Below are 24,235 nucleotides of genomic sequence, written 5' to 3'. Positions count from 1 at the left end.
GCCTATCTCCTTTTCTTCTTGTTCTTTTTAGCCACTTCTTTGTAAAATGGTTTCTTTTTCTTGTCTTTTTTGCCACTTTTTGACTTGTGGTCTTTCCCAGACTTGTGACGTCCGCTGTCGCGACCAGCAGCTTCTTGTTTGTGGTGCTTGCCCCGTCCTCTCCCTGACCGATCATCACGGTCACGGTTGGAGTGACTAGCCGTTCTCCGCTTGGCTTTCAAAGCTTTTTCGACAATATCCAGCTCGGACGGCACGTGGGCAAAATCGATTTCCCCTGTCATCTTGTCCGCCCGCGTTAGCTTGATACGAATTGGCTGACCGACACGGAAGACCCGACCAGATTTCTCACCCTGCAAGGTCAGAGTCCGCTCGTGGAACTGGTAGAACTCGTTGAGGTTGGTGACATGGATCAGACCTTCAACCGTGTTTGGCAACTCGACAAAAAGCCCAAACTTGACCACGCTAGACACGACACCGTCAAACTCTTGCCCAACAAATTCTTGCATGAACTCTGCCTTCTTCATGGCTTCGACTTCCCGCTCTGCCTCAATAGCACGGCGTTCTAAACTGGACGAAGACTTGGCAAGCTCAGGAATGACCTGCTCAAAATGCTCTGCTTTTTCCGCAGGATTGTGACCATATTCCCGCACCATACGGTGAACCAGCAGGTCAGGATAGCGGCGGATAGGACTGGTGAAGTGGGTGTAAAACTCCGCACCCAGTCCGTAGTGACCGTGGTTGTGCTCCGAGTAGCGTGCCTGTTGCATGGAGCGGAGCAACATCATGTTGAGGACATCCGCATAGGGTTCATCCTTGACCCGCTCCATGAGATCCTGAAGGGCGTCCTGGCTGATAGAGCTGGCCGTACCATAGACCGTCAGACCAAAGCTGGTCGCATAATCGATGAACTTCTGCAACTTGTCCGACTTAGGCTCCTCGTGGATCCGATAGATGAAAGGCAGGTCCAACTTGGCAAAATGCTCGGCAACGCACTCATTGGCAGCCAGCATGAAGGACTCAATCATCCGCTCGGCAATGCCCCGCTGACGCAGTTGAATATCGACTGGCAGCCCGTCCTTGTTGACGATGATTTTAGCTTCAGCTGTATCAAAGTTGAGAGCCCCACGCTTGTAGCGCATGGTTTCCAGCGTCTCATGGAGTTTGACCATGAGGTCCACACTTGGCACGATTGCCTTGTATTTGTCCAACTTTTCCTGATTGCCCGCAATCATATCATTGACATCGGAATAGGTCATGCGGAAGGTCGTTTTGATGACCGTCTGACCAATCCAGTGCTTGACCACCTTGCCCTTACGGTCAATTTCCATAATAGCCGACTGGGTCAGGCGATCCACATTTGGATTAAGGGAACAAATACCATTTGACAAACGTTCTGGCAGCATTGGCACCACACGGTCGGTCACATAGACAGAAGTCCCACGCTTGATGGCCTCTTGATCCAAGGCTGAGCCTTCCGTCACATAGTAGCTGACATCAGCAATATGGACACCCAGCTCCAGATTGCCGTTCTTGAGTTGCTTGATATGGACCGCATCGTCCAAGTCTTTGGCATCCGCACCGTCGATAGTGAAGATGATTTCATCTCGCAGATCCAAGCGGCCTTCAAAGTCCTGTTCTGACGGACTTTCTGGTACTCGATTGGCCTCTGCCAAGACTTCATCAGGAAACTCCGACACGATGTCCATAGACTCCAAAACTTCCAAGACATCAATCCCCACATCATCCTTGTGGCCCACCACGTCCCGAATGGTCGCAACAAAGTGGTCCCGTTTCTTGTTGGGATAGGCTTCAATGTCGACTTTGAGGATTTCCGTTCCGGTCAATACCAGAGGTGACTTCTTGATGTAAATCTTCTGAGCGATTTTCTGGTTTTTAGACTTGATGTAGCCTGCATATTCTGGCTTATCTTCGTCAAAAACAATCAAGCCTACCGCAGTTTTCAGGCTATGTTCCAAAATATCAATAACTTCCGCTTCCGCAGCCGTTCCCTTGAGCCTGTCCGCCACTTTCTTGATCGCCACTTCCACTCGGTCGCCCTCGATGGCAAAATTAACATCGTCACGACTGACAAAGAGATCATCTTCCTCCTCATCAATGGTCACAAAACCAAAACCTGACTTGTGGGCACGGAAAATGCCCTGCAAGGTCACCTTGTTCTTGGAGATTTTTGGAGCAGGAAGAGTAATCCGACCAGCATTGTCAAAGAAAAGTTGACGGCTCCCTTCCATACTAGAAACCAGCTTGACCAAGTCTGTAAAACCTTTTGCAGAACTGGCTCCAAACTGATCTGCCAGCTGGTCCATGGTCACAGGACCAACTTCTTTAATATAGTTAATAATTTCGTTTTTCATCTTACCTTTACTAAAAAAATAGACCAAGAACTAGTCCCAGTCTGATTTATCTACTTACTTGAAATGATAACAAGTGCCAGCGCATCCAGCATCCAAAGAAAAACAAGAATAGCTGTAATGCGTTGCATCACCGCTTCAAAACCACGGGCCTTTGTACGTTCAAATAAGGCTCCACTAGAAGCGTCAAAGACGTTGCTAGACTGGTTTTTAGCCGGTTGAATAAAAATCACTACAATCAAAATAACAGATAAAATCAACAGAATTGCTAATAATGCTTGATACATATTTTTTTCACTTTCTACAATAACTTATGACATTGTACCATAAAACCTACTTAGTTTCAAGGTGGAGGGTTACTTTTCTCTCTTTTGGGCAGTATTTAAGGACTTCAATCTTATCTGGATGAGTCTTGGCGTTTTTGCTAGTCAAGTAGTTCTTACTACCACATTCTGAACATTGTAAATTGATTTTAACTCTCACTAAACATCCCTTACTTTCAAATAGTTTCTAAAATTGGTCAAAGACCAGATAAGGTTAAAGAGGACAAGTCCGCTCGACAGATAGAAAACCCAGTCATAACCCATGTGAGCAGCTACCGCAGACCCCATCATGGGACCAACAACAGAACCTAGATTATTAAAGAGTTGGTTGTAGGAAAATATCCTTGAAATCCCTTCTTTGGGGGTCAACTTGGTCAAAAGAGAATTGACCGAAGGCAACAATGCTCCTGTCCCAAAACCATACATGAATCGCAACAAACCAAGCTGGAAAGGATTTTCTGCAAAAACACAGAAAACATTAATCAACAGACTGTAAGTCAAAGCAATTAATAGAAGTCGATGGTTGCCAATACGGTCACCAATTTTCCCTAAATAACCTGATGTCACTAACGATGCCATACCAGGCAAGGAAATGATAAAACCAGCAACAAATAACAGATTATCTGTCTGTCCCAAATGCCGCACATAGAGGGTCAATATAGGAACGACAGCCTGAGCAGCTGCAATAATAATCATAGAAGTCACAAAAAGCCCAACCAGCATCTGCCGATCTTTCACCTGCTCAAATACCTCTTTAACCGACATCTCTTCGCCTTTTTTGACTGGAACAAAATCCTCTCGAATATAGAAAACGGTCAGTAACACAACGATAGCATAAAGAAGTCCCACCAGCAAAAATACCATATGTACGCCAAACATCTCTGCTAAGATACCACCTAGGGTCGGACCAATCAAATTACCCGCTACCGCACCTGTTGATAAGGTACCCAGAGCATACCCCGTCTTATCCTTTGGAACCTGACTGGCAATCAAGGCAGTAGCATTGGGAATGTACCCTGTAAATACCCCGTTTAGGACACGTAAGGCAAGCAACCAAAAAACATTTGGTACAAAGGCCATACCACCCATAGTAAAAATCATAGCAAAAGCAGCCCGCACCATCATGGGCTTGCGACCGTAACGGTCCGCCAAACTCCCCCAAATAGGTGCCATCAAGGCTGCCGCAAGGGCATTAACAGATACCGCAAGTCCCGCATAATATTCTACCTGTCCAGGACCTACCCCCAACTCTTCCACAAAAACCGAGATAAAAGGCATAACCAAGGTAAAACTCGTCCCTGTTAGGAAATTTCCCAACCAAGCCACCTTCAAATTCTGCTTCCAATAACTACTACCGTCGTCCATCCTTTAATTCCTCCAAAAGTTGCGCAACCTGTGCTAAGGTCGCCTCAACCGCTCCGCTATTGTCAATCACCACCTGGGCTTGCGACCGTTTTTCCTCTAAAGAAAGCTGAGCAGCCAGACGATTTTCTGCATCTTGAACAGCTAAGCCATTACGTTTCATAAGCCGTTCCAACTGCTGCGCTCTATCGACATAAACTAGCCAGACTTCATCTACTTCCCCGCTATAATCTGCCTCGTAGAGCAGAGGAATATCCATGAAAATTACATCTTCAGTCTGCTTGAGGGCGTCCCGTCTGTCTAACAGCTCCTGTCTGATAATTTGGTCCTGCAGGTCAGACAGGCGAGCCCGCAATTTGCTATCCGCAAAAACAGCCTGACCCAGCTTGACCCTATCTAGACTACCATCAGCTGACAGGATTGCTTCCCCAAACTCAGCAAGCAAAACTTGGTAGAGTTTACCACCTTTAGCCTGCAACTCATGCACGACCGCATCCGCATCGATGACTGGATAGCCCTGTTCTCGTAAAAAAGCTGTGACCGTTGATTTTCCAGAGGCGATACCGCCTGTTAAACCGATAATTTTAGCCATGTTTCACCTGACACGTGGGACAGAAATGTGTCCCACGACCGCCCAGCTGGATTTTTACAATCTCTGTCTGGCAACGGGGACAAGCCTGTCCTGTCTTTCCATAAACTTGTAAACAATCCTGCATAGTCCCATCCATGCCCAAGGCATTTTTGTAAGTCCGAATGGTTGAACCACCTTTTTCAATACCCAGTTGCAGAACTTCTATGGTAGCTTGACGGAGGTCTGCCACCTGCTCTGCCGACAGCTGATTACTCGTTTGAGCAGGATGGACATGAGCCCTGAACAAGACCTCGTCGACATAGATATTGCCCAAACCAGCCACCAAAGACTGGTCCAAAAGATGTGCCTTAATGGGCTTTCTCGACTTAGCTAACTTTTTGGCAAATTCTTCTAAGTCAAAATCTTCCTCCGTCGGCTCAGGACCAATTTTTCGACTGATAAAATAGGCTTCTATATCCGCCTTGCCCAGCAGTTCCATGGTCCCAAACTTGCGGACATCCTGATAAACCAAGGTCGAGCCATCTGAAAAAGTAAAAAAGGCATGAAAATGCTTGTTGGCAGGCATCTGATCATGAAAGAAATTGTACTTACCTTCCATCCGCAAGTGGGAAATGAAGACATGGTCTGTCAGGTAAATCAAGAGATACTTACCACGACGGTCCACATCTAAAATCTCCTGACCAATCAAGTCCTGACAGAAGGCATCCACACCAGTCTTAATCATAGGAGCATAGGTTACCTCGACCTTTTCGATGACCTTTCCTTTGACCAACCGATTCAAACCACGACGAACCGTCTCAACCTCAGGCAATTCAGGCATACTAAGATACTAAGCCGTTAAGCGACTCAAAGAAAAATAGAAACCTGACCGACGGTGCTTAGGCACCTAGGTCACGGTTATCTTTTTTCAAAGAGTCGTAGGCGAGTTCAATTACAACACCTAACCGGCTTTCCTTTCTTGTTTACTAAAAAGATTTCTCCATAACGCAGTAAAAGCCTTTCGGCTTTTCTGCTAACTATTTCTAAGTGATTGACTTAGACAGCCTATCCCCAGGCTACCTCGCTCTCCAATTTCTTGGCTCGGGTTAAAAACGTCCCCCGGACGTTTTTAATACTCTTTCTCATTATAGCCAAAATCGGCGAGGTCGAGTTTTTTGTCACGCCAGTTTTTCTTGACTTTGACCCAGGTTTCGAGGAAGACTTTGTCGCCCAACATCAATTCAATATCACGACGGGCCATGGAGCCGATTTTCTTGAGCATGGCTCCTTGCTTGCCGATGATGATGCCTTTCTGACTATCACGCTCAACCATAATCGTCGCTCGGATATGGACCTTGTCGGTAAATTCATCACGTTTCATGGACTCGATGACAACGGCAACAGAGTGCGGAATTTCCTCACGAGTCAGGTGTAGAACCTTCTCCCGAATCATCTCAGATACCAAGAAACGTTCTGGGTGGTCAGTGATTTGGTCCGCTGGGAAATACTGGAAACCTTCATCCAGATTTTCCTTGAGAATTTCCATGAGACGATTAACATTGTTCCCTTGGGTAGCAGAAATTGGCACAATTTCCTTGAAGTCCATCTGTTGACGGAAATCATCAATCTGTTCTAAAAGCTGGTCTGGATGGACCTTGTCAATCTTGTTAACCACTAAAATGACTGGAACCTTGGCCTGTTTAAGACGTTCCATAATCATGTCGTCACCCTTGCCTCGTTTTTCATCGGCTGGCACCATAAAAAGGACCGTGTCAACTTCACGAAGGGTGCTGTAAGCAGATTCCACCATAAAGTCACCCAAGGCCGTCTTAGGCTTGTGGATTCCTGGTGTGTCAATGAAGACAATCTGCTCTTCTTCAGTCGTATAAATCCCCATAATCTTGTTACGGGTTGTTTGAGCCTTGTCGCTCATGATGGCAATTTTTTGCCCCATTACATAGTTGAGAAAGGTTGATTTCCCAACGTTTGGACGACCTAAAATCGCCACAAAACCTGAGTTAAATGTCATGTATTCTCCTTATATCGTCATTTAGTTTTTCTTTTATTACTTCGACGAATGAGGAAACTTTGTTTCCTTATTTCCAACTTCAAACACTCCACTGGAGTATTTGAACTCGCCTTGCCTGATTGAAACAGTCTGGGGGATACGAATAGTCCGGTGGACTATTCGTACCTGAGCCTGAAAACAAAAAAGCGAAGTACATCAGCTGGTCACCTAGAAACAAGAAAGCATTGAGTTATGCCTGCGGCTCGTTGCCTAGTACTAAAAGTAAACTAAAAGACTAAATTCTAAAAAATAAAGTCCCAAATTTTCGGTACAAAGATAATCAGTCCTGTCAACAAGGCAAATCCTGACACAAACAAGACTGCCCCTGCTGCCATATCTTTTGCATTTTTTGCCAACATTGAAAAATGATAGTCTGACGCCAAATCCACCACATTCTCAATAGCCGAATTCACAATTTCAAAAGCGATAACCAGACTAATACTAAGCAAGAGGAAGAGCCATTCTGTCACAGATACTTGGAAAATAAGTCCCGCAAGCACAACAAGGACAGCTGAAGCGAGGTGCTTCTTCATATTGCGTTCTTCCTTGAAAGCCGTCAACAAACCTGTTACTGCAAATTCTAGACTGGCAATCAGCTCTCGGTTTTTCCAACGATTTTTTGAATTATTCTCTTGTAAGTCCATAGGCCGTCAAAATTTCTTCCTGTAAACCAAACATTTCTGCTTCTTCTTCTGGCGTATAATGATCATAGCCATTGATATGCAGAAAACCGTGTACAGCTAAAAAGCCCATTTCGCGCTCGTAGCTATGTCCGTAATCTTCAGCTTGCTCACGCGCCTTATCGATAGAAATATACAATTCACCAATATAGGCATCGAAATCTTCCATCATTTCAGCCAATTCAGGATTGTCCAGTAAGTCTTCCTCATCAAAAACAATCTCCGACTCTGGCTTATATTCTAGGCTGACAACGTCTGTGGGACGGTCAATTCCTCGGTACTCCAAGTTAACCTCATGGACACGCTTATTGTCCACAAAGGTCACAGCCATTTCCTTATTCTGCTTGCCAATTTTTTCGGCAGCAAACTGGAGCAATTCCGTAATCTGCTCCTGCATTTGAGCAGAAACCTGCCCTGTTTCATCAATCATTTCAATATACATAATCTTACATTCCTTTTACGTTTCCATTATATCATAAAACCTATCAATGAGGGGGTTTTAGTGGTATAATGTCCTCAGAAGCTATCAGAGGAATGGAAAATGTTACAAACACCGAAACACATCACTGCTATCATTGAGTCTCATCTGGATCAGATGACTAGACTTGAAAAGCAGATTGCCAGTTATTTTACTCAGTTAGATCCATCTAGCGCCGATCTTAGCCAAGAAAACACTATACAGCAACTCCACATTTCTCCATCTGCTCTTACCCGTTTTGCCAAAAAATGTGGATTTTCCGGTTATCGAGAATTTGTCTTTGCCTTTCAGAATAACCAACAATACTTGGATAAACATTTTGAAAAATTACAGCGGAGCCTAACAAAAAAAGTCTTGGTAGACTATGAGGAAATCCTAACTGCTACCAATAAACTCGTTGATGAAGAAAAATTGGAAGAAATTGCCAAACTGATTGACAGTAGCAAGCGTGTCTATTTTTACGGAATCGGTAGTTCTGGTTTGGTTGCAATGGAAATCAAATCCCGCTTTATGCGACTGGGTGTAGTCTGCGATGCAATTACTGATAAAAACAATCTTATTTGGACAACTACTATTTTAGACCCTAGTTGCCTGGTCATCGGTCTTTCTCTGTCTGGTCAGACAGAAGAGGTCATGGAGCATCTCCACCTGGCTGCTCAAAAGGGGATTCCTACCGCCCTGTTAACAACCAAGAGTTTTCCCCATCCGACTTTTGACCAAATCATTCCAGTCGCCTCTGTCCGCCACCTCAATTACGGCAATCGTATCTCACCCCAAATTCCCCTGCTCATCATGCTAGATATTATCTACGCCTATTTTTTGGCTATTGACAAGGAGAAAAAAGAGAATATTTTCAAGCAGACTATTAGAGAATAATTCATCCACCTTTCTATTTCACAACACTCTTAATAAGACAAAAAGCATTCAAAATACCCGATAGGTACAGTTTGAATGCTTTTAATTCGCTTAAATCTAACTCTATTCTTCAAGACCAAGAATTTGATTGATTTCTTGGCTATACAGAATAGCCTTACCTCCGAAAATAGCCTGTATTCCTCCTTTTACATCCAAAACAGCCGTTGCACCTATCGACTGAATAACTCCCTTATCCACAAGACCACTATTTCTGAGCGATACTCTTAATCGAGTCGCACAGGCAGTCACATTCTCAATATTATCTGCTCCACCAAGAGCATCGATGATAGCAATTGCATTATCACGAAGACTAGAACCGTTTGATAAAACTTTTTCAGAATGCGATGCTTGATCACTGCTTTCCATACCAGGAACTAGCACGTGAAATTTGGTTACTAAAAATTTGAAAACTAGATAATAAACTGCTGCCCAAAGCAAGCCTACAGGAATAACGTAAATCCAATTGGTTTTGTCATTTCCTTGGAAAACACCAAAAATCAAGTAATCAATAAGCCCACCAGAAAATGAGTTCCCAATACGAATTTGCAGGAGATCCGCAACTAAGAATGATAGTCCATCTAAAAATGCGTGAACAACATATAGCCATGGAGCAACAAACAAGAAAGAAAACTCGATTGGCTCAGTAATTCCTGTCAATAAGGAAGTTAATGCACTACTTGAATAAAAACTGCCAACCTTCTTACGATTTTCCTTAGGAATTGCGTGATACATAGCCAAACAAGATGCTGGTAGACCAAAAATCATCGTTGCAAATCGACCAGCAAAAAATCGAGTTCCATAAGTAAATAAGCCTGTATGGTTCGCATCTGCTAATTGAGCAAAGAAAATATTTTGCGCACCTTGGATCGTCTCACCTGCTACCACTTCACTTCCACCTAATGAAGTATACCAAAACATTGGATAGATGGTATGGTGCAAGCCAAATGCACCTGTCAAACGCAACCCAAAACCATATAAGAAGGTTCCAAAACTTCCCATCTCTGCTATTGCCTTACCAAAATCAACTAACAAATTCTGAATCGGTGGCCAAATTATATAAAAAATGGAGCCAATCGCAATTGCTGCAAATGATGAAATAATTGGAATAAAGCGAGAGCCTCCGAAGAAACCAAGAAAGGCTGGTAATTCAATTTTTCGGTATTTATTGTGTAAAGTTGCAACAGTGATACCAATCGCTAAAGCGCCCAAAACTCCAGTATCAATGCTTGCTCCCTTATCTGCAAAAAGAGTTAAAAATCCACTAATAGTAGCCGTATAAACCAAGTATGCAACCCCAGCAGATAGGCCAGCAGTCCCCTTATCAGCATCTGCCAAACCTACAGCAACACCAATTGCAAAAATCAACGCTAAATTCGCAAATACCGCACTACCTGCCGTACTCATGATAGTGAATACAGCTTGCAACCACGCTTGATCCAATACAGGAAATTGTGCTACAGCGTTACTATTTGATAAGGCGCCTCCAATTCCCAGTAAGAGACCAGCAACAGGCAAAATTGAGATTGGCAGCATAAAGGCCTGCCCTAGCTGAGAAAACTTCTTAAAATTCATACTCCATTCCTTTCTATAACCTATTAATTATTTATGTAAAGCACTAATAAACCGCTCTGCGATTTCCTTTGGACGTGTGATTGCACCGCCTACAACAATTCCTGCCACACCTAAATCATGAATAATTTTTACTTGGTCAGGATAGTGTATTTTTCCTTCCGCTATCACATCGATACCTGCTCGGCACAAGCGGTCAACCAATTCAATATCCGGTCCCTCCTCCTGCCTACTATAGGATGTATACCCCGAAAGTGTTGTCCCAACAAAATCGATACCTGCTTCATAAGCAGTTAATCCTTCCTCAAAGGTTGAAATATCTGCCATAAAAAGCTGTTCGGGGTATTTTTCTTTGATTTGCTTAATGAAATCAACAACATCGAGTCCGTCATAACGCTCACGCTTGGTACAATCAAGAGCAATGACCTCAATATCTAGAGCTGCTAACTCGTCTACTTCTCGCATCGTAGCCGTAATAAAGGGCTCTTGTGGAGGATAGTCTCGCTTGATAATTCCGATAATTGGCAAAGTAGTTACTTCTTTTATCTCCTTAATATCTCGTACACTATTGGCCCGAATACCGACAGCCCCTGCTTCTTGGGCAGCCTTGACTAGTAAAGGCATAATACCGCCTTCTTCCCTATACAGGGGTTCGCCTGGTAAAGCCTGACAGGAAATGATAATTCCATCTTTTATCTGTTCTTTTAGAGCTTCTTTACTGATCTTGCCCATTAATTTCTCCTTTCTATTCTTGGGTTCTGGATAGCGCTTACAATATTATTATATAGCACATTAACTTTTTTTCAATCCCAGTTCCTCATTTAAAATCTAATTTCTATTTTGAAAGAAAATAGTCTTCTTTTGAAACTAGTTTCAACATTTTATACCTCTTCTAAAACTAGTTTTAGAAAACAAAGGCCATCTCAAATGTATATTAGGAAAATCATACTTGGGTAATTCAAAAAAACTAGTTAGGATAACGTAAACGTCCTAACTAGTTTTTGATACATATTCTGCTGGAACTCCTACAGAGCATAGGCCTGTAATTCTGGATTGATAGGAGTATTGATGAGATTGTTGGCATAATTACAAAGAGTTGCAAGACTGACCCCTAACACCACATCCAAGGCATTTTCAGCCGTGTAGCCCTCTTGGAAAAATTCCTCCAGCAAGGGCTGTCCAACCTTACCTTTTTCATGAATAACAGCCAGAGTAAATCGAGCGAGAACATCTAATTTTGCATCCGTTTCGATGGGAGTTCCCTGGCGTAGAGCTTGTAGAATAACATCTGGCATCTTAACCAGCTTGATAGAAATAGCCGTATGACCTGCCACGCAAAATCCACAGCCATTGGCAAGGGCAGCTGTAATTTGTACCACTTCACGCTCGGTCGGATTCAGACTACTACGGCGATTGATACCACTAACAGTTTGGTAGGTTTCTAGGGCTGTAGGAGAATTAGCTAAAAGACCGATGAGATTAGGAATATAGCCGCCATTATTTTTCTTGACAGTCGCAAGGTTTTCTCGTAATTCTGGACTAACAGTCTCTAGAGTATGGATAGGAAAGAAAGCTTGTGTCATAGGTAACTCCATTTCAAAAAATTTCATAGAGTAGGAATAAAAATCTGCTTGGATTCACACCTATACTTCTATGCTTACATTTTATGCTATCATAAAGACAGGTATCCTGCTAATATATTTTACCTATCACACCTATAAAAAATTGATAATCCCTTACAGAAACCACTAGAAAGACTGGATAACTTTGACCAGTTCATCCCAATCTGTCACCACTTTATCTGCCTGATAGGGAGCTATTGGCTCTACTCTCTTTCTATGATTAAACCAAATTGCCTTCCAATTCGCAGCTTTCGCTCCTACCACATCATTTTCAAACGAATCCCCTAGATAACAAATATCTTCGCCTGACATCCCCAAACGTTCTTCCATTAGTTGAAAAATAGCAGGATTTGGCTTTGTGATACCAACTTGTCCAGAAATAAGGACATGTTCTAGCTCAAACCAATTAACTAACCCCATCGTGCGTATCTTTCTCAACTGATGTCTATAAGGTCCATTCGTAATAATCCCCATTGCAATTCCTTGCGCCTGGCACCACGAAAATATTTCTGGAAACACTGGACTGAGCTCTATCTGCCCTTGAAAATAATCATAATCTATTTGAATAGCTAAGGCTGTTGCATCAGACACTTGATACCCAAAATCTGCCAAAGCATGTTTCATCCGATAAATATGACTGTCTTTCAGACTCATCTTTCCAGTTGCTGTCTCTTCAAATACTTCATCCGCATATCTGCGAAAGGAAAGGTAGAGTGGTTCAATTTGCACCCTTGCTACTTCAATATGTCTTTCCAAAGCACGTTCAAACGGTTGAATCTGATCATAAAGCGTATCATCTACATCAAAAATTAAAGCTTTCATGAGTCAATTATAGCAAAAAATTCCAGCCAAAGCTTGGAATTTTTAACTGCTTATTACACCTTTGCTTGAATCTCATGCATTTGAGCATATACTCCACCACGTGCAACCAATTCTTCATGTTTCCCATGTTCAATAATTCGACCTTGATCTAAGACAAGAATCTGGTCTGCATTTTGAATGGTAGAAAGTCGGTGAGCAATAATAAAGGTTGTCCGACCTTCTTTCACCACTTCCATGGCATGTTGGATACTTTCTTCCGTCTCCGTATCAATATGAGAAGTTGCTTCATCCAATATCAGAATTTTAGGATCAGAGTAGAGTGTCCGCGCAAAGGCAATCAACTGACGTTCCCCACTTGAAAAGGCCGCCCCCTTCTCAACAACCGGTTCATCAATCCCTTTCTCTAAGCGAGATAGCATAGGCCCTGCACCAACTTTTTCTAGCGCCTGCATGATTCTTGTTCTATCTGCTTCCTCTTCATTCATGGAAACATTGCTGGCAATCGTCCCTGTAAAGAGATAGGGATCTTGCAAAACAATCCCCATGTGACTGCGCAGGCTTTCACGAGAATAATCACGGATGTTTTTCCCATCAATCAGTACACGTCCCTCCTGTGGATCATAGAAACGATAGAGGAGGTTCATAATAGAAGACTTACCAGACCCAGTATGCCCAACCAGAGCAACTGTTTCTCCTTTTTCTGCCCGAATGGTAATATCTTTCAAAACTGGTCTGTTTTCTTCATAGCTAAAGTTCACGTGTTCAAACACGACTTGCCCTTGTTCAACTTCCAAAATACGATCACAGTCGTCCTCCACCTCTTCTTCTAGAAGGGCCATTAGACGCTTACCTGTTTCAAAAGAGCGAAGCATATTTGGGAACTGTTGAACCAGCGCTCCCAAAGCAATGAAGACTCCTTCGATATAGTTGACGTAAACAAAGAGTTTCCCAGCTGTAACTCCATCCTGTCCCGCAAGAAACTGATAGCCGACTACTGTTAAAATCGCAGCAATGACTAAATTTTGCAGAAAACCACTCAGATTCCACGTGGCAAGAGACTGGGCCCAGATAATCTTATTATCTGCCCGACGCATCTTGTCAGCAGTCACTTCAAATTCTCTCATGATGCGCTCTTCTTGTCCAAAAAGTTGAATCAAACTTGCACCATTCATGGTCTCATTCACCTGCGTATTGACGTCACTCCTTGCATCATAAAAATCCTTCATTGGCTTGTCTGTCATTTTCTTGTAAGCAAATTGAATACCGATATAGAGTGGTATCAAGAGTAACATCAGCCAACCGAGACTCCTATTCATGTAAAATAGGACACCGTATGTAAAGAGCAAACGAACAATATTGTTAAAGGCATTAACTAAGGTCCCATAAAATTGTGTCCGCAGAGTTTCTGTATCATTGACAATTCTAGTTGCAATTTTTCCAGCGGGCTTATCATCAAAATAAGAAATAGGCAACCGTTGCATAACATCGTAGGCTTGATTACGCAGATTTTCAGCAATACGATTGGCACAATGCATGAGTAAACGCATAGATAGGTAGAAGCCAATAGCTCCCAGAATAATCATTCCCATATATTGAACTGACTGGTTTAAGAAAACAGCTTCATCAAAGGGCAAACCCTTGCTTAAATCCGTAATCGGTCCATCAATCGCCTGCTGAATCAGTAGAGGAGCCAATCGAACCATGGTCGAAGCCAGTAGATAGAAGCCGACAGCTACTATAAATAGCCACTTGACTCGACGGATTTGTTTTAATAAAAAACCTAAAATAGTCATTACTCTCCTCCTTCCTGGCTTTGTTGTCGTTGGTATTGTTCATAGTACCAACCTCTTTGGGCAAACAAATCAGCTGGACGCCCTTCCTCAACGATACGCCCCTCATCCAAGACTAGTACCCAGTCTGCATGGTTGACAGCAGATAGACGATGGGTCACGATGACATTGGTTTTGCCTGCACGTTCTTTTTGAATATTTTGGATAATCTGGCGTTCTGTCCGAGCATCCACTGCCGACAAAGAATCATCTAGAATTAGCAAATCTGGCTCTCGCAGGAAAGCACGGGCAATGGAAATCCGTTGTTTCTGACCGCCAGAAATAGATACACCACGCTCACCAATCATGGTATCAAGACCATCACTCATCCGTTTTAAATCTTGACTAAAAGCTGCTGTGGCAATGGCTTGTTCAATCTCCTCAGAGCTACTAGCTACTTTCCCAAGGGCAATATTTTCTCCAACAGACCTTGAAAACAAAATGTGTTCTTGTGGAACATAGCCAATTTTTTCCTCTATACTAGAACGTTTAAAGTCTAAAACAGATTGATGATTGATGAAAAAATTTCCCTGACCAATCGGATACTGGCGTAAGAATTGGCGAACCAAGGTCGTTTTTCCCGAACCAGTTTTCCCAACGATACCTACAGTTTGCCCTGCTTTCAGTGTCCAATTGATGTCCTGTAGGCTGGCTCTTTCCGCCTGTGGATAACTAAAGCTATAATTTTTGAAGGAAATACTAGACAGCTCTGCAATTTCCTTAGAACCATCAGCCTCCAAATCATCACCCGTCTCAATCAGCTCTTGCAGTTTTTCAAAAGATGTCTTACCAGTCTGATAAACAAGGATGAAATCTGCTAGTGTCCAAAACGGCTCTAAAAGCGAACCAACATACAATTGAAGGGCAATTACTTGTCCCAAGGTCAGTTGCCCTGCTTTCACAGCTTGTGCCCCCATGAGAAGCACGAAAATAGTAGATAATCCCAAACAGACTGTGGCTAATGGATTATACAATGATTGCAAGGAAGTGATGCGATCCCCACCCTGAGCCAATTGCTTGGTACGAGCTTGAAATTGAGCCTTTTGAGTTGCTTTTTTACTATAAGCCCTAGTCACTCGAATACCTTCGATGACCTCCAAAACTTCATTATTGAGCTGGGCTACAGCTTCCCTATTGGCATCAATCGCCTTATCTTGTTTTCTCCCGATAAAAAATATACATAGTGTCATGAACAGCATCGGTAGTAAAGCTACTAGCGAAATTTTCCAATCAATAAAGAACATCGTGGGAATGATAAAAGCCAACATACCGCCTGCATAGACGACAATCATAAGACCGTAACCCACCATCTCCATCAGGCCATCCACATCCGTTGAAAAACGAGTCATGACATCTCCTGAGCGGAATTTTTCATAAAATGGAGTCCGCATGGTTACTAATTTTTTAAAGGCACGTTGCTGCATGTCAAACTTGAAGTTGACAGAGGCCTGAAATAATTTCAGATGCCAAATGAAGGCTGTTGCATAGTTCAGTACTGTTACCAATAACAATAAGGTCATCTCCTGAACCAATATGGCCTGAGTCAATTCATTCTTGGTCAGTATATCGACCATCCGCTGTATGATTTGCGTTGGTAGCAAAAGTGTGGCGTCATAAATAATCAAGGTCACAGCAACCAATAGATAGAGCCACTTATGACGCTTGATGTAGTCAAAAATTAATCGAAACATATATCTCCTTTACAAATCTATAACCTATCATTTGCCACTTTATTCAATGAGTAACAGTTGATAGACCTTACCTTTCTAAGCGCACAAAAAAGCCTAGGGAAGCATTTCACTCCACCTAGGCTTGCGTAAGTCCACAAAAATAGACCAGCTCTTGAACATAGTCGACAATTTTTATCACACCATGGCCACAGTGCTTGATTGTCTCAATGTTTCAAAATATAGCCCACGAAAAACTTCATAAGTTTATCAATGAGCCCTGTTTTCCTGCTTAGAAAGGAGTGTATGATAAAAAATAGCTTGCTGCATGACAAGTTGCTTGTTCATTTGTTTTACTCCTTTCATATTTCTAAGCCCTATTCTACCACAATAAACATTCATGTCAAGGGATTTTTTGACAATTGGGGCGAATTTAGGACAAAAATAAGAAAAAACCTTGTCAAACAAGGTCTTTCGATAGTATTCGATGCTAGTTGCCGGGATTGAACCGGCGACCTCATCCTTACCATGGATGCGCTCTACCGACTGAGCTAAACCAGCAGTACTTGACTAGTATATCATATCTCTAAAAAAAGTCAATGGATTTTTTGGAAATATGGAAAAAAATAAAGAGAAGTAAATTCCCAAAGTAAGTTCTAGTCTGTCTTAAAAACTGGAAACTAGAATGAGACAAAGAAATAAGGTAGAACTTACTATGGGACAAGTTGGTAACTGACAATGAAAAACAAACACTTAACTCTCTCTGATCGCAATGATATTCAAATAGGAATTGAACAACTAAAAACCTTCTCAGCTATCGCTGCTAAGCTAGGTAAAGACCCGTCCACAATCTCAAAAGAAGTTCGGAGAAATAGGGTGATAAAAGAGAACTCTAGTACCAATTGTGAGGCCTGCCCTCTGCTCAAAAAGGCTCCCTACGTTTGTAATGCCTGTCCGAAAAAGAGAATCAATTGTGGATACCAGAAACAGTTCTACTACGCAAAAAGAGCTCAGCTTGATTATGAAGCTAAGCTCTCAGATTCAAGAACAGGTGTTGCCCTAAATAAAGAAGAATTCTATCGTATGGACGAGATTGTCTCTTCTGCCATCCAAAAAGGACAACACCTCAACCACATCATAGCCTCCAACGAACTGTCGGCATCCAGAGCTTCTATCTATCGTTACCTTGAAAAAGGCTATCTGTCCACAAAACCGATCGATTTCCCTCGTGTCGTGAAATTCAGAAAACGGAGAACCAGAAACCTCCAACCCATTCCTAAAACTTCCAAAGAAGGACGGTCTTACGAGGACTTCCAAGGCTTTCTTACTAAGAATGATATCAGCTATTGGCTGGAAATGGACACCGTTACTGGACGGATCGGCGGAAAGCTACTTCTCACCTTCAACCTCTCCTACTGCAACTTTATCTTCGCTCGATTGCTTGATAATAAAACAGCTAATGAGGTCGCTAAACACCTCTACGCTATCAAGAATGACCTGCACCAGAAAGAGATGAGCTTCTGCGAACTATTCCCTGTCATTCTGACAGACAATGGCGGTGAGTTCGCCAGAGTAGACGACATCGAAATGGATGTTCGGGGAGAATCTAAACTCTTCTTCTGTGACCCAAATCGTTCTGATCAGAAAGGGAGAATTGAGAAGAATCATACTCTTATCAGAGACATTCTTCCTAAGGGAACTAGTTTTGACAACTTGACACAGGAGGACATCAACCTAGTTTGTTCGCATGTCAACAGCGTCAAACGAGCTTCTTTCAACGGAAAATCCGCTTATGAACTCTTTACATTTACCTACGGTGAGGAAGTGGCAACACTTCTGGGTATCTCTAAAATTGACCCTGAGAACGTCATCCAATCACCTCGATTATTAGATAAATAATCGCTAGCTTTTATCAAATAATAATTTAAAAATAGAAAGGAACTTGTCCCATCCAAAATTCCAGATAACTAGAACTTACTTTGAGACGTCTCAGAGCCAGTAACTTTAGTGTACTCTTTTTTTCAACTTTTTCAACCCTAAAACTCACTATTATCAACATTTGTAGTCAAAAACAGAACTTAGTCTGAGACGAAATTCTGTTGATGTTATGCAGTTTTCTCAAAGTAACTTCTGGAAGGACGGGAACTAGAACTTACTTTGAGAATTTACCAAAAATAAAGAGAAAACAAGTCCGAAAATAAGTCATTCCTAAAAATTATCTGACACTTTTAAGGAATTATGCTATACTATTGTTATAAAAATCACAAAGGAAACGATATGAAACTGCAAAACCTTCAAGTTGGACAATCTTATTTAGTCAAAGATTGTCTAACGCAAGATGATATTCGTAAACACTTAGCGCACTTGGGTTTAAAAGTCGGAGAAGAGATTCGCATCATTTCAAAAACCAAGACCAATGCTATTTTCCAAGTCAAGGCAAGCCGTCTAGCCCTAGATAGAGAAATTATTGAATCTCTGGTTTTAATAGAAAAGTCAGCTACGGAAATAATCAATCTATCTGAGGCACCTATTGGTAGCTCAGCTAAGGTCATGGACATCTATGCAACAGGTGCACTCCGTCGTCGCCTCATGGATATGGGACTTACAAAGAACACGCAGCTATTTCTCAAAAAAGTCGCTCCCTTGGGCGATCCAATCGAAATTACCTTGAGAGGATACGAGCTGACACTACGCAAATCCGAAGCGCAAATGATTGGTGTTCAAATCACAAGCGAGGTGAAGAAATGACAAAACACATCGCCCTTGCAGGAAATCCAAATAGCGGAAAAACAACTCTTTTCAACCTCCTAACAGGGACCAACCAACGTGTTGGTAACTGGCCTGGAGTCACCGTTGAAAGAAAATCTGGAACAATCAAAAAGCGAAAGCATTTACTAATTCAAGATTTACCAGGTATCTACTCGCTGTCTCCCTACACACCAGAAGAACGGGTTGCCAGAGATTATTTGATAGCGGACCAACCAGCTGCTATCCTCAACGTCCTTGATGCAACAAACTTGGAGCGAAATCTCTATCTGACCTTGCAGTTATTAGAAATGGGCCTTCCTACTGTTATCGCCCTCAATATGACAGACGCCCTGAAAAGTCAAGGTCGCTCAATAAACAGCGACCAACTCTCCTATCAACTGGGAGTTCCTGTACAGCCTATCAGTGCACTAAAAAAGCTAGGTATATCCCAGCTCCTCCATGAAGTAGAAAAAATTACCAATCAGCAAGCCGAGCCAATCTATCCTCAGTATGATAAGCAATTTGAAGCCGGTCTCGCCCAAGTTATTGACCTATTATCGGATTCCATCCCAAATCATCAAAAACGCTTCTACGCCATTAAGCTACTCGAACAAGATCAAGTCATTCTAGATCAATTGCAACTCAATGCACAAGACATGCTTGATTTGACCGAAATCATTGCCATTTTGGAAAAAATTTACGCAGACGATATGGAAGCCATTATCGTCAATCAACGCTACCAATTTATCGAGAAAATCACAGAACTGGTCACAAAAGACAGCGATAAGGCATTTAACCTGTCTGATAACATAGACCGACTTGTTACCAATCGTTTTCTTGCCCTCCCTATCTTTGCGGCAGTCATGTGGCTGACCTACTTCCTGTCTATTCAAACGGTTGGCACAATGGGGACGGACTGGGTGAATGATGTCCTCTTCGGAGAGCTTGTTCCAGGCCTTATTCAGGAAAATCTAGATCGATTTGAAATCGCTGGCTGGCTACAATCTCTGGTCCTTGAGGGCATTATTGCAGGATGCGGAGCCATTCTCGGTTTTGTACCACAAATTTTCGTCCTCTTCGTCTGCTTGGGAATCTTGGAAGACATCGGCTATATGAGCCGAGTCGCCTTTGTCATGGATAGGATTTTTAGACGTTTTGGTCTATCAGGTAAATCCTTTATTCCCATGTTGATTTCCACAGGCTGTGGCGTTCCTGGAGTCATGGCAAGTCGGACTATTGAAAATGAACAGGACCGAAAAATCACCATTATGACAGCAACCTTCATGCCCTGTTCTGCCAAACTTCCTATCATTTCGCTGGTAGCCGGTGCTTTCTTTCCTGACAATCCTTGGATTGCTCCAAGCGCCTATTTTGTCGGTATGGCCGCCATCGTCCTATCCGGAATGGCACTAAAAAAGACCAAGCAGCTCGGTGGAGTCGCAAGCCCCTTTATCATGGAATTACCATCTTATCACTTACCGAAACTCAGTACGGTTCTCCGGTATGCATTCGATAAAGCACTTAGTTTTATCAAACGAGCTGGTACCATTATATTTGTGACCAACATCATTATTTGGTTCAGTAGTTCCTATAATTGGTCTTTACAAATGGTAGAAACAGATGAGAGTATCTTAGCCTCCATTGGACGCAGTTTTTCTCTCCTCTTTGCCCCACTTGGTTTTGGAAATTGGCGAGCAACTGTTGCAGCCATTACAGGTCTCTTAGCCAAGGAAACCGTCATTGCCACCTTTGGTATCCTCTATAAATTAGGAGAAACAACCGAAGAAAATCCCGAACTCTGGGGGCTTTTACAACAAGACTATACCGCATTATCAGCCTATTCCTTCCTAGTCTTCAATCTCCTCTGTGCCCCTTGTTTTGCGGCTATTGGTGCCATTCACCGTGAAATGGGAGAAGCCAAGTGGACATGGATTGCTATCGGTTTTCAAACAGGTTTAGCCTATGCAAGTAGTTTGGTTATCTATCAGCTTGGTCTTGTACTTATCTACGGACAATTACCAACCGTCTGGACATTTATCGCTATCTTTCTAATTATCACAGCCATCTACAGCCTAGTGAAAAAACCAGCCAATACTCTTCCGATCGTCACGCTAAAAACATTAGAAAAAGGAGAATATTAATGCCCACACTTATCCTCTTTCTCATCATCGTCATATTATTTTCTCTTGCTATTCGCAGTCTCATCAAAGGAAAAGGATCCTGCGGAGATTGTTCCTGCGACTGTACTATTAAGCAAGAGATGAACGAATCTTCTCACCATAGACATCCATAACAAAAAGGTCTGCCTCATTATTGTGCAGACCTTTTTACATGTAGCTTGTCTATTAAATTTTTAAGTAGCGGTTCATGGAAATGACTGATCCCAAGGAACCAATAATAATACCAATTACAAAAAGTGCGCCAATCATTCCTGGAACAAAGACATTCATACTAATCAGAGACAAATCTTGACTAGCAAGACTAGCATTTACTGAAGTATAGATCATCTTATAAAGAGAATAGACTAAAACAGAAGGTAAAATAGCTCCGAGGAACCCTACCCAGGCACCTTCCCAGAGGAATGGTCCACGAATATAACTGTTTTTAGCACCAACCAGACGCATAATCTGAATTTCACGGCTACGAGAAATAATGGTAATTCGAATAGTATTGGAAATCAAGAAAACCGCCGTAAAGAGCAACAAACCAGTCGCTGCCAATCCCCAAGTCCGAACTAAATCAGCCAACTTGAAAATGCGCTCTGTTTCTACTTCACCATCTCGAACCTCTGTAACACCATCAATTTTTGCAATTTCTGTGGCCACAGATTTAACATAATTTGGATCTGTCGTATCAATGATATAAGCATCGTAAAGTGGATTGGCATCTCCTTGGAATAAGTTCCAAGTGTCTCCCAAGGTAGCTGTTAATTTCTGCAACTGTTCATCCTTACTTGAATAAGTAACAGATTGTACATTTTCTATAGCTGTAATCTGATTATACACCTTTTGATAATCTGGATTAGCTACCGTCTCTCCTGCTTCGTTCACAATCGTCTCAGCTTGATCAGTTGAGTTCGCTCTCAAGTATACATTGATACGTACATTCTGTTCCAAATCCGAAGCAAGCTTTGCTGTGTTTAAAATAACTGAAGCAAATAGACCAACCAAGGTAAGGGTAATGGCTACAGATGAAATGGCTGCAATCGTCATCCAACCATTTCGCTTCAAACTCTTCAATGACTCAATAAAGTGTCTAAAAAATCGATTACTCATCGTATCCATATTCTCCTTCCGCTTCATCACGTACTACACGACCATCTTCAATCGCAATAACACGATGACGAAGTGTATTCACAATCTGACTATTGTGTGTCGCCATCAAAATCGTTGTCCCCTGTAAGTTAATTCGCTCCAATAGATTCATGATTTCCCAAGAGTTTTCAGGGTCCAAGTTACCAGTTGGTTCATCAGCAATCAATACTTTAGGATTATTTACAATGGCACGGGCAATAGCAATCCGCTGTTGCTCACCACCTGAAAGTTCATTTGGGAAAGAACGAATTTTGTGCTTCAAACCAACCAAATCTAAAACTTCCATTACACGTTTCTTGATATTCCGTGGTTTCTCACCGATAACTTCCATCGCATAAGCAATATTTTCAAAGACAGTCTTTTTAGGTAAGAGTTTGTAGTCTTGGAAAACCACTCCTACACTACGACGTAGAAGAGGAACATCTCTCTTTTTAATTTTTGCAAGGTCAAACTTACCAACCTTTAGACTCCCCTTATCGAGCTTTTCCTCCCGATACAAGAGTTTGATAAAGGTTGACTTACCTGCACCAGAAGGACCTACAATGTAGGCAAATTCTCCCGCTTCAACATTGACTGATACTCCGCGAAGGGCAGTCGTTCCGTTTCCATATTTCTTGGAAACGTCTTTCATTTCTATTATTCCCATAGGATTTCCTGTCTTAGACAGTCCTTTCTTTAGATTTGAGAACGTTTTTTTCAAAATACAGTCCGTATTCTCTCAAAAAACTTCCTTGATGAGCGAAAAACTATCTCTTATATACAAGCACCTCACTTGTAAATACAGATTCTTAGCTAATTCGCCATTTTAAATAAGCATCTATAAAGCCGTCCAAGTCTCCGTCCATAACCTTATCGACTTGAGCCACCTCATAACCAGTACGGTGGTCTTTTACCATTGTATAAGGTGTAAAGACATAAGAACGAATCTGACTTCCCCAAGTGATCTCTTTCTTGTCACCCTTGAGCGAGTCGACTTCTGCTGCCTTCTTCTCCTGCTCCAATTGATACAATTTAGCCTGCAAGAGTTTCATTGCACGATCTCGGTTTCCATACTGAGTACGGTCAACTGTGGACTGAGTCACAATCCCTGTCGGAATGTGCGTCAAGCGAACACCCGTTGAGACCTTGTTGACGTTCTGTCCACCAGCACCTCCTGACCGAAAGGTATCCATCTTCACTTCATCATCTCTGATTTCAATTTCAATGGTATCGTCCAATTCAGGCATTACCTCTACAGATGTAAAGGAAGTATGACGACGCTTAGCTGAGTCAAAAGGTGAGATGCGCACCAACCGATGAACACCCATTTCTGACTTAAGCAAGCCATAGGCGTTTGGCCCAGTAAAGCTGAGAGTTACGGACTTAATACCTGCCTCATCACCAGCTTGATAATCCAATGTTTCTACTGTAAAACCTTTGGCATTTCCATAACGCTGATACATCCGAAGGAGCATTTCTCCCCAGTCTTGTGCCTCGGTACCACCCGAACCTGGATGGATTTCCAAAATAGCGTTATTGTGATCATAGGGTTCCGACAAGAGCAAGGTCATCTCGTAGGCAGTCATGGCTTTGTCCAATTCTGCCAACTTCTCAATCAGTTCATCCCGAACAGACTCATCTTCTGCTAGAAAATCTAGCAAAATTTCAGATTCATCATATAAATCCAACATCTGATGGAAATTTCCATAAGTATTTTTTAATTCATTCAACTCCTGAGACGTCTTCTGGGCTGCCAAATTATCATTCCAGAAATCTGGCTCCGTCATCTTGTTCTCAAGAATGGCAATCTCTTCTTCTAGACCTTCTAAGTCAAAGAGACCCCCTAAAAGAAGTTAATTTTTTGCCAAGTTCTTCAATCTTTTGGCGAATTTCTGCTGTATCCATATACACCTCATTTT

22 protein-coding genes and 1 tRNA gene are annotated in these 24,235 nt (G+C 42.3%); 4 read left to right on the top strand and 19 right to left on the bottom strand.

Going from position 1 to position 24,235, the window contains the following annotated elements; genetic code table 11:
* Positions 1-2: 2 nt before the first annotated feature.
* The 9 genes from rnr to ybeY all read right to left on the bottom strand — a co-directional run bounded on the left by rnr (position 3) and on the right by ybeY (position 7,815).
* Positions 3-2,372 (bottom strand): ribonuclease R, encoded by a 2,370-nt coding sequence (gene rnr, locus ODU46_RS06625; RefSeq protein WP_398579404.1) that lies wholly within the window; start codon positions 2,370-2,372, stop codon positions 3-5.
* 50 nt (positions 2,373-2,422) lie between these two features.
* Positions 2,423-2,656, bottom strand: coding sequence for a preprotein translocase subunit SecG (secG, locus tag ODU46_RS06620; RefSeq protein WP_044686034.1), 234 nt, complete (start codon positions 2,654-2,656; stop codon positions 2,423-2,425).
* 46 nt (positions 2,657-2,702) lie between these two features.
* Entirely contained in the window at positions 2,703-2,852 is a 150-nt protein-coding gene (rpmG, locus tag ODU46_RS06615; protein WP_012775228.1) for a 50S ribosomal protein L33, read from the bottom strand.
* On the bottom strand, positions 2,852-4,057 hold the full coding sequence (locus tag ODU46_RS06610; protein ID WP_014637644.1) for a multidrug efflux MFS transporter: 1,206 nt from the start codon (positions 4,055-4,057) through the stop codon (positions 2,852-2,854). Before ODU46_RS06610 ends, rpmG begins: the two co-directional genes overlap by 1 nt.
* Positions 4,044-4,646 (bottom strand): dephospho-CoA kinase, encoded by a 603-nt coding sequence (coaE, locus tag ODU46_RS06605; protein ID WP_044686035.1) that lies wholly within the window; start codon positions 4,644-4,646, stop codon positions 4,044-4,046. Before coaE ends, ODU46_RS06610 begins: the two co-directional genes overlap by 14 nt.
* Positions 4,639-5,466: a DNA-formamidopyrimidine glycosylase gene (mutM, locus tag ODU46_RS06600; protein ID WP_398579403.1), complete on the bottom strand. Its 828-nt coding sequence runs from the start codon at positions 5,464-5,466 to the stop codon at positions 4,639-4,641. Before mutM ends, coaE begins: the two co-directional genes overlap by 8 nt.
* 288 nt (positions 5,467-5,754) lie before the next feature.
* Positions 5,755-6,654: a GTPase Era gene (era, locus tag ODU46_RS06595; RefSeq protein WP_024389976.1), complete on the bottom strand. Its 900-nt coding sequence runs from the start codon at positions 6,652-6,654 to the stop codon at positions 5,755-5,757.
* A gap of 281 nt (positions 6,655-6,935) precedes the next feature.
* Complete coding sequence (locus tag ODU46_RS06590; RefSeq protein ID WP_012027339.1) at positions 6,936-7,337, bottom strand: diacylglycerol kinase family protein; 402 nt, start codon at positions 7,335-7,337, stop codon at positions 6,936-6,938.
* Entirely contained in the window at positions 7,318-7,815 is a 498-nt protein-coding gene (gene ybeY / locus ODU46_RS06585; protein ID WP_002935749.1) for an rRNA maturation RNase YbeY, read from the bottom strand. The genes ODU46_RS06590 and ybeY overlap by 20 nt, the downstream gene beginning before the upstream one ends.
* A 99-nt stretch (positions 7,816-7,914) precedes the next feature.
* On the opposite strand from ybeY, the gene ODU46_RS06580 reads away from it, so the two are divergent.
* On the top strand, positions 7,915-8,727 hold the full coding sequence (locus ODU46_RS06580; RefSeq protein ID WP_044763505.1) for a MurR/RpiR family transcriptional regulator: 813 nt from the start codon (positions 7,915-7,917) through the stop codon (positions 8,725-8,727).
* A gap of 102 nt (positions 8,728-8,829) precedes the next feature.
* On the opposite strand, the gene ODU46_RS06575 is transcribed toward ODU46_RS06580, so the two are convergent.
* The 7 genes from ODU46_RS06575 to ODU46_RS06545 all read right to left on the bottom strand — a co-directional run bounded on the left by ODU46_RS06575 (position 8,830) and on the right by ODU46_RS06545 (position 16,836).
* On the bottom strand, positions 8,830-10,338 hold the full coding sequence (locus ODU46_RS06575; protein ID WP_012027342.1) for a PTS transporter subunit EIIC: 1,509 nt from the start codon (positions 10,336-10,338) through the stop codon (positions 8,830-8,832).
* 27 nt (positions 10,339-10,365) lie between these two features.
* A complete protein-coding gene (locus tag ODU46_RS06570) occupies positions 10,366-11,067 on the bottom strand; it encodes an N-acetylmannosamine-6-phosphate 2-epimerase (RefSeq protein ID WP_024406720.1) in 702 nt (233 codons plus the stop codon).
* Between the two features lie 293 nt (positions 11,068-11,360).
* The gene (locus ODU46_RS06565; protein WP_398579402.1) at positions 11,361-11,918 is read right to left on the bottom strand and encodes a carboxymuconolactone decarboxylase family protein; all 558 of its coding nucleotides are present in this window, start codon (positions 11,916-11,918) and stop codon (positions 11,361-11,363) included.
* Between the two features lie 165 nt (positions 11,919-12,083).
* Positions 12,084-12,779, bottom strand: a complete 696-nt coding sequence (locus ODU46_RS06560) for an HAD family hydrolase (protein WP_398579401.1) — start codon at positions 12,777-12,779, stop codon at positions 12,084-12,086.
* Positions 12,780-12,832: 53 nt separating this feature from the next.
* A complete protein-coding gene (locus tag ODU46_RS06555; protein WP_398579400.1) occupies positions 12,833-14,572 on the bottom strand; it encodes an ABC transporter ATP-binding protein in 1,740 nt (579 codons plus the stop codon).
* The gene (locus ODU46_RS06550) at positions 14,572-16,299 is read right to left on the bottom strand and encodes an ABC transporter ATP-binding protein (protein WP_398579399.1); all 1,728 of its coding nucleotides are present in this window, start codon (positions 16,297-16,299) and stop codon (positions 14,572-14,574) included. Before ODU46_RS06550 ends, ODU46_RS06555 begins: the two co-directional genes overlap by 1 nt.
* Positions 16,300-16,763: 464 nt before the next feature.
* Positions 16,764-16,836 (bottom strand) — tRNA-Thr (locus ODU46_RS06545).
* Positions 16,837-17,013: 177 nt separating this feature from the next.
* Between ODU46_RS06545 and ODU46_RS06540 the strand changes: the two genes are divergently transcribed.
* The 3 genes from ODU46_RS06540 (at position 17,014) to feoB (ending at position 21,164) form a co-directional block, all read left to right on the top strand.
* Positions 17,014-18,174 carry an IS30 family transposase gene (locus tag ODU46_RS06540; RefSeq protein WP_398579398.1) on the top strand — a complete coding sequence of 387 codons (1,161 nt, stop codon included), beginning with the start codon at positions 17,014-17,016 and terminating at the stop codon, positions 18,172-18,174.
* 378 nt (positions 18,175-18,552) lie between these two features.
* Positions 18,553-19,023 (top strand): ferrous iron transport protein A, encoded by a 471-nt coding sequence (locus ODU46_RS06535; RefSeq protein WP_014637631.1) that lies wholly within the window; start codon positions 18,553-18,555, stop codon positions 19,021-19,023.
* Positions 19,020-21,164 carry a ferrous iron transport protein B gene (feoB, locus tag ODU46_RS06530; protein ID WP_398579397.1) on the top strand — a complete coding sequence of 715 codons (2,145 nt, stop codon included), beginning with the start codon at positions 19,020-19,022 and terminating at the stop codon, positions 21,162-21,164. Before ODU46_RS06535 ends, feoB begins: the two co-directional genes overlap by 4 nt.
* 204 nt (positions 21,165-21,368) lie before the next feature.
* Here feoB and ftsX read toward each other — a convergent pair whose 3' ends face one another.
* The 3 genes from ftsX to prfB form a co-directional block, all read right to left on the bottom strand.
* Positions 21,369-22,298, bottom strand: coding sequence for a permease-like cell division protein FtsX (gene ftsX, locus ODU46_RS06525; protein ID WP_202848553.1), 930 nt, complete (start codon positions 22,296-22,298; stop codon positions 21,369-21,371).
* A complete protein-coding gene (gene ftsE, locus ODU46_RS06520; RefSeq protein ID WP_002936190.1) occupies positions 22,291-22,983 on the bottom strand; it encodes a cell division ATP-binding protein FtsE in 693 nt (230 codons plus the stop codon). The genes ftsX and ftsE overlap by 8 nt, the downstream gene beginning before the upstream one ends.
* Before the next feature lie 142 nt (positions 22,984-23,125).
* A protein-coding gene (gene prfB, locus ODU46_RS06515; protein WP_398579396.1) for a peptide chain release factor 2 occupies positions 23,126-24,221 on the bottom strand; the annotation gives its coding sequence in 2 pieces (ribosomal slippage) (positions 23,126-24,148 and positions 24,150-24,221; 1,095 coding nt in all).
* Between the last annotated feature and the right edge of the window lie 14 nt (positions 24,222-24,235).

Origin of the sequence: Streptococcus sp. 2020WUSS089, assembly GCF_044427405.1 — a bacterium.
GTDB classification, from domain to species: Bacteria; Bacillota; Bacilli; order Lactobacillales; family Streptococcaceae; genus Streptococcus; species Streptococcus hashimotonensis.
Note: the sequence above shows the minus strand (reverse complement) of the source record. Positions and strands in the feature narration are given on the sequence as shown.